The organism is Peribacillus sp. SRI_006, assembly GCF_057586375.1.
Genome location: NZ_JBYCZT010000006.1, coordinates 333,919 through 341,093 on the forward strand (window position 1 = coordinate 333,919; position 7,175 = coordinate 341,093).

At 41.7% G+C, this 7,175-nt stretch carries 5 protein-coding genes; 4 read left to right on the plus strand and 1 reads right to left on the minus strand.

Annotation, left to right across the window (positions count from 1 at the left end; all coding sequences use genetic code 11):
- Nucleotides 1-117: 117 nt before the first annotated feature.
- Complete coding sequence (locus AC2YHV_RS11255; protein WP_156404388.1) at nucleotides 118-261, plus strand: hypothetical protein; 144 nt, start codon at nucleotides 118-120, stop codon at nucleotides 259-261.
- Between the two features lie 28 nt (nucleotides 262-289).
- Here the strand turns inward: AC2YHV_RS11255 and AC2YHV_RS11260 are convergent, their stop codons facing one another.
- Complete coding sequence (locus tag AC2YHV_RS11260) at nucleotides 290-607, minus strand: hypothetical protein (RefSeq protein ID WP_063574667.1); 318 nt, start codon at nucleotides 605-607, stop codon at nucleotides 290-292.
- Nucleotides 608-1,154: 547 nt separating this feature from the next.
- Between AC2YHV_RS11260 and AC2YHV_RS11265 the strand changes: the two genes are divergently transcribed.
- The 3 genes from AC2YHV_RS11265 to AC2YHV_RS11275 all read left to right on the plus strand — a co-directional run bounded on the left by AC2YHV_RS11265 (nucleotide 1,155) and on the right by AC2YHV_RS11275 (nucleotide 7,123).
- Nucleotides 1,155-2,048, plus strand: a complete 894-nt coding sequence (locus AC2YHV_RS11265) for a helix-turn-helix domain-containing protein (protein WP_057278160.1) — start codon at nucleotides 1,155-1,157, stop codon at nucleotides 2,046-2,048.
- Between the two features lie 484 nt (nucleotides 2,049-2,532).
- A complete protein-coding gene (locus AC2YHV_RS11270; RefSeq protein WP_487373214.1) occupies nucleotides 2,533-4,158 on the plus strand; it encodes a hypothetical protein in 1,626 nt (541 codons plus the stop codon).
- Nucleotides 4,151-7,123, plus strand: a complete 2,973-nt coding sequence (locus tag AC2YHV_RS11275; protein WP_487373215.1) for a DEAD/DEAH box helicase — start codon at nucleotides 4,151-4,153, stop codon at nucleotides 7,121-7,123. The genes AC2YHV_RS11270 and AC2YHV_RS11275 overlap by 8 nt, the downstream gene beginning before the upstream one ends.
- Nucleotides 7,124-7,175 lie beyond the last annotated feature (52 nt).

Below are 7,175 nucleotides of genomic sequence, written 5' to 3' on the forward strand. Positions count from 1 at the left end.
AATATAACTCTAGGAATAATTTGTAATCTATTGGCTCATTATTCTTATCCCTTTATCAGGAAATCACGTTTTATTTTAAAAAAAAGGGGTAAATAAAAAATACAAAGGAGAGACATCATGAAATCCGATAGATATAAACAACACTTTAAATTTTTTGAGAGAGCAAATAACGCTAAACCAAGTGAAAGGAAACAATTGAGCGATTTCATCAAAAAGAAAATGAATGCTCAAAACACTCATTTAAATGGTAAAAACTCATGACATATGGGATGTCATGAGTTTTTGTCGTTTAAAATGCGATTTCTTTTCCCTGAAGGTTGTGCTTCACACATTTTTTGATACCGATTACATTCAAAAAATGTTTAATTTTCTTCATTGAGGTTGCCTGATATTCATCCGCAATGGAAAACTCTTTAATATAGGCAATTTTTTCTTGTACATCTGTATCTATATGATCTTGGCTGTATTCTTTTTCATCTGATTTTTGGCATGTGTACACCACAGCTTCACCAATATTCCTTGTTGCCTTATCAAAATAAAAAGAAAACACAATGGCACATTCATCATCGTAAAAAGAGGGTTGAACTTTCATATTAATATCAATCATTAACCTTACACCTCTCTCCGTTTTGTTATTTACACTATAACAAAATCATTAAAAGGAAATAGGCGTTACAAACTACCCTCACGTTTCTTCCACGCCTACCAAATGGACCTTACTCTCCCCATTCATAGATAATTATAACTACAGGAATATGCGCAAAAGAATAATCATTCAAAAATGATAATAAAAAAACATCTTCAATTGAAGATGCTTGAATCAGTAATAGTAAGCTTCATTTACTTATTTATATAAACCTGGAAGTTCTGCGTAAAGGCCTGGTAATTCGCTTGGGACAATAACAAAAGCAGCGATGATAAGAAAAGATACGACTAATGCTTTAGTACTTTTTTTCATAGGTCATTCCTCCTTTTCTTTTAAAAAAATATTGGTTAAAATAGAAATAAATTCTATAGTTATATTTAACCACATTTCTTAAAACTATATATTTCGACTAAAGAATCTATTTAAACCGTTCAGGACCTGTACATACCGCTTTCACCGATTTTTCATAACAAAATATAACTCTAGGCATATTTTAAGGAGAATCAAAATGGATTTTTTTGCAGTTGGACAAAAGATCAAAGAACTACGTAAACAAATCGGGCTTTCCCAGGAAGAGTTGGCAACCGGTATTTGTACACAAGCACAGATAAGTAAGATTGAAAAGGGCGATGTCTATCCATATGCATCCACTCTCTATTTAATTTCCCAACGTTTAGGCGTTGATGTAAACTATTTTTTCGATATTGGAATGACCCCTAGGCTGGATTACGTGGAAGAAGTGATTTATCAATTAAAAATAGCCAGAAGAACCCGAAATTATGAGGAAATGCAGCAAATTGTAAAGGCTGAGGAAAACAGTCCCCTCTTTCTTCAGAATAAAAAGAATCATCAATTGATTCTTTGGCACAAGGGAATATACGAATATGAAAAAAATAAAGATTTAGATAAAGCCATCGATTTCATTAATCAGGCCATAGCCATTACTCATACGACAGACAAAATTTATTCGGAACGGGAGCTTGAAATCTTAAGCAGCCTTGGTGTAATGTATGTTGCCGAAGAACAGTACGAAAATGCATTCGCCTTGTTACGGAAAGCTTTAGATCACTTGAAAGCCCTGCCCTTTTTGACGGATAAAACGCTTAAGACACGTCTATCCTATAATTTCGGCAGAGTGTTAACACGCCTGGTCCGATACGAAGAGTCCATTGCCTGCTGCCAAGATGCCATAAAGTGGTGCCTCGAACATGACCAATTATATGCTTTAGCTGATTTACATTACCATTTAGGGTATAATTTTGAACTCGTAGGTAACTTTGAAGAGGCAAAAGAGTACTTGGAAAAGTCAGCTTTTCTATTCAATTTACAAAAAAATCATACCTTTGTTACATTCATCAACAAAAAGTTGGACAGTTGGAAGAATGAAATGAAAGTTAACTAATTTTATATTTTAGAGCCATTCCCGCTGGAATGGCTCTTCCCATTAACCAAGAATATGCATAATCTCACACTCATCATTTTCAAAACCTCTATTCTACATTTTAAATTCCAAGCCAAAATGAAGTATAATAAAGAGATGCTTCAAAAAAAGCATATTAAAAAAGGGTTCCGTCCCCTCATCCCTTAGTTTTGTGAAGCTAATGAGGATGAAGGATTCCAGGCATGCTCATCGTGAATGCCGGTTATTCCTGTTTATATCCGAACCGCTTATATTCAAGCGGATTTTTGACGATATTGACTTTTACAGGGTATTTATGAATATAACGGCAAGAGGCAGTGATTAAATTGAATAGAACGTAAAGAACGATTCCGGCATTCGATCATATATACACAAAGCCGGGATGGGAATTACGAAAAGTTAAGAACTGATGGTTCATAATCATACAAAAATATATAACTAGGGCTGGTCCCTGAAGGAGGAGAGTATGGAGCGGGAGTTGTTGTTAGTTGGGGAGCGGCTGGCGGAATTTTTGGAGGCCGGGGATCCGGAAGATTCGGATGTGGTGAATCAAGGGCTCCAGTTATACCGTCAGGGGCTCGTTGATATTAAAGAAGAAGCGGTAGATACGATTGCGGCTGAGGTACAGGAAGAGACACGATTTAAGGCTAGGCTGAATCTGCTCTCCCCACAGGATGGAAGCTGTACATGTGATTCAAGGTTCATTTGCCGGCATCAAATGGCCGTTTTCTTTTCTGCATATTCCGAACACGCTAGTGTTTCCGAATGGCTTGGCGATTGGAAAGCACCTAAAAACGCCTCAGCCGCCCAAGCACTGCAGCAGGTGAAACCGGCAAGTGAATTACTTAAACAGGCGGCGGGGAGATCCATCACCTTAGATAAAAGCTATCCATCATGGAAGCAATTCGTGAATGATGCCTTTGCGGAACATGTCGAGCCCCATATAGGCGAGGCTACTTACATGATTGAAAATCATATACAAACTTACTTTAAACGCCTTAGCTCAAAAGCTCCAATGGAAAGGGAATGGAAGTTGCTTTATCATTTCGTTACGCAATTTTGCACAATGCAGCAGACACTGAGAATGATTCAGCTGCATAAAAGTGAGACGCAAACGATCAGGGTCTTTTATGCACTTGCCGTCGACTTGGCAGAAGAGCTGCATGAAACGGTACAGCCGCTAAGCAGGCAAGCGCGGCCCTTCGCCTTTGACCCCTTCGTTTTCAGCATCAAGGAAGATGTAGCTAAACTGCTGGATGGAGGGGAAGGCCTCGAATATGAAAAGATCGACCTCTACCGGGAGATATGGAGCTACTTATTCTCCAACTCCTCATGGCGTAAAGAGGAACTTGAACGGATCAATAAAGAACTTCCCGAGAAGTATATGGGCACCACTGAGAGGACGTCCTATACCCTCGCAGCCATTCACCTATCCCTTTTGGAAAACCATGATAAACAAGCGATTGAGCTTCTTCATGAATTGAAGAAGGATGCCTGTCCATACATTTTTTATTGGCTGAATCTCCTGGCTGAATCTGATAACCGGGCACGGACCATCCCTTTCATTGAATTCATCAATAATAATGTCCAGGAATTCCTTGCCGGCCTATCCGATTATTATAAACGGGTAGATTTCGTCCGGACCTTTACGACTTTAATTAACAGTTGCTGTTATAAATTAAAACGGACTGATTTGCTTGAGAAATTTTACAGGGCCACCCTTCCGCACAGCTATTGGAACTATGCAAATTTCCTTTTTGAACAAGGACAATACAAAAAATGGGTGGAGATGCATATTTACTCGGAAATCAGCATTGACTTAATCAGCAGTGAATCCATCAAAGAAGTGGTATCAAAAGAACCGGAACTAATCCTTCCCCTTTATTATCATGCGGTCCAGGAAAAAGTTTCTTTGAAAAACAGGCCTGCTTATAAGCAAGCTGTCCGTTATTTGAAAAGGATGCGCACCATCTATAAAAAGAGCAAAAAGGAAGACGTATTCGAACGGTATATACTTTATGTAGCAGATTCGACCAAACGGCTTCGCGCTTTCCAAGAAGAATTAAAAAGGGGTAAGCTTATCGATGTTTAATCCAGGGAAATTAAAAATCAAAATAGCCGCTCTCGAAAACGGAACTTACGCCCTTGGTGTCGTCAATGAAGAGAATACCTTCCTCACCACGAATCATATACGCAGGCTGTTATTCAACTGGGATGACGCAAGCTTTTATGGAACTAAAATGACTACGGATATGGTGGATGGAAGTCAAGTATTCATTCTTGACGCTTGGGGACTTCTCAACTTTTTTGCGAGGGAAAGCTTTAACTCCTTCATAGAATGGGAATGGTCCGAAATATCCTCCCTTTGCCTGTCAGCAGCGCCCGTTCTTCATGAATCCATAGAAGCTGGAATCCCCGTACCGGATTTCACTAATCTTCAATTGGACTCCATCGGCTGGAAACTGCCGGAAGAAGTGGAAGAGGAATTCGTCCCGTCCTTTTGGGAAGAAGAAATATCTTTGGATCTTCCTTCACCTGAACCGGAAACCAACCGTACTTTTATCGAAAAGTGGTATAACGGTGCCGCTAACATGTATTTAAAAAACTATTCACCCATGCAGCATAAATGGAGTGAAGCCGTCGGGGCGTTAAAGGATACACGACTTTCCCCCGAAGAATTACAGGCCTTTTTTGACAAAGACAGCTGGCAGGAATGGCTCGGTACCCTGCCCGACCCAAAACCATTCACCATAGGTCTCCGTTTAACTGAGCCTCCTGAGGGTAATGGGCCTTGGATACTTGATGTTACCCTTCGTTCCAAAAGGGATGAGAATATCATTGAAACATATACAGGAAAAAAACTGCCGCGGGGCTGGAACAAGTATGCAAGTGATGTGGTTCGTGCCACGAAACGCTGGCAACTCGTCGTGCCATGGCTTGGGGAGAATGGCCGTCTGAAAAGGGAGATTTCGGAAACGGACGCATGGGAGTTCTTGACCGATGCAAGCGAAAAGCTCCTGTTTCTTGGCGTCGAAATTCTCCTTCCATCGTGGTGGCTTGCCTTGAAGGAATCCTCATTGAAGGTCAAGGCGAAAGTGAAGAGCCAATCGAATCGCGGCCCGTCTTATGTAGGGTTAAAAGCTTTGATGGACTTTGATTGGCGATTCTCATTAAATGGCAAAGAGCTCACTGAGGCGGAGTTCGAGGAGCTCGTCAATGAAAAAAGGCGGCTTGTCTTCATCCGTGGCCAATGGGTCAAGCTTGACCCAGCTTTCATTAAACAAATTCAGGAGCTTATGGAAACAGCCAATGAAAAAGGCATCCAACTGACTGACTTGCTGCAGCAGGAACTGTTGAATGGCGTAAATGAAGATGGCGATGATGATTCTGAAAACGATGAAATGCTTCGGATTCAATTTGAATTGAACCAGGAGCTCCGTAAAATGGTGGGAAGGCTCAGGGAAACCAAGAACATATCCGTCCTGCCCGTCCCTAATGCACTTCAAGGAGATTTACGCCCCTATCAAAAACTGGGCATGAGCTGGCTCCTTTTTTTAAGGGAGCATGGTTTTGGTGCTTGTCTGGCCGACGATATGGGACTTGGAAAAACAGTCCAGATGATTGCCTACCTGCTTCATGTGAAAGGCAAAGAAGGAGCTGGTGAAGAGCTGCCCGCTGCGCACAGGGACGAACAAAAGAGTGAACCGATCATCGTCGAAGAGGATCGCGGCACAGAGAGCAGTGATGAGGCTGAGGTCATTGCCACTGCCCCTGAATCCGTCTCTGTTCAATCGGCGCTCATCGTCTGCCCGACATCGGTCCTTGGCAACTGGCAAAAGGAATTGGAAAAATTCGCACCTTCACTTAAAGTTCACCTTCACTATGGATCGAATCGTGCTAAAGGTGAAACATTTACTAAACTGGCAGCCGAACATGATATTGTCTTAACATCATATGGACTGACCCACCAAGATGTGGCTGAACTGACCTCGATCCACTGGAGCAGCGTTATCCTTGATGAAGCACAAAACATCAAGAATGCCCAAACGAAGCAATCCAAGGCGGTCCGAAAGCTAAATGGCAGACATCATATCGCCTTATCGGGTACGCCGATGGAAAACCGTTTAAGTGAGCTATGGGCGATTTTCGACTTCATCAACAAAGGTTATCTCGGAACGCTAGGTCAGTTTCAGGAAAAATATGTGGCGACCATTGAGCGTGATGAACAAAAGGATAAAATCAAGGAATTGCAGCGTTTGATACAGCCATTTTTGCTTCGCCGTACAAAACGCGATAAGGAAGTCGCTCTTAATCTTCCGGATAAGCAAGAACAAAAGGAATTCGTACCGCTTACCACCGAGCAAGCATCGTTGTATGAACAACTGATTAAAGATACATTCACTGATATCGAACAACTGTCTGCCTTTGAAAGAAAAGGCATCATCCTCCAGATGCTGAATAAGCTAAAGCAACTATGCAACCATCCAGCTCTTTACTTAAAAGAGACGGAAAGGGAAAACATCATGAAGGCACCTAACCGATCAGGCAAACTCGAGAAGCTGACCGAGCTTATCGATGCGGTCCGCGAACAGGATGAAAGCTGTCTCATTTTCACACAATATATCGGGATGGGCAATATGATTAAAGAATTGCTGGAAAAACGATATGGCTTTGAAGTGCCATTCCTGAACGGGAGTGCGAACAAGAAGCAGCGTGATGAAATGATCACCCGATTCCAAGATGGGGAATTCCCTATTTTCATACTCTCGTTGAAAGCAGGCGGCACGGGTCTTAATCTTACAGAAGCAAACCACGTGATTCATTATGATCGCTGGTGGAACCCAGCTGTTGAAAATCAAGCCACCGACCGTGCTTACCGAATTGGTCAACAGCGTTTCGTTCACGTTCATAAGCTAATCTGCACAGGGACCCTGGAAGAAAAAATCGACCAGATGCTTGATAAAAAGCAAGCCTTGAACGACGAAATCATCAGCAGTGACAACTGGATCACTGAACTTTCCACAGAGGAAATCAAGGACTTGGTCGCTCTTCAATAACCAGATTTCACGATTATGAGATGATTGAGGGCAAAAAAAGGGAGAATGCATA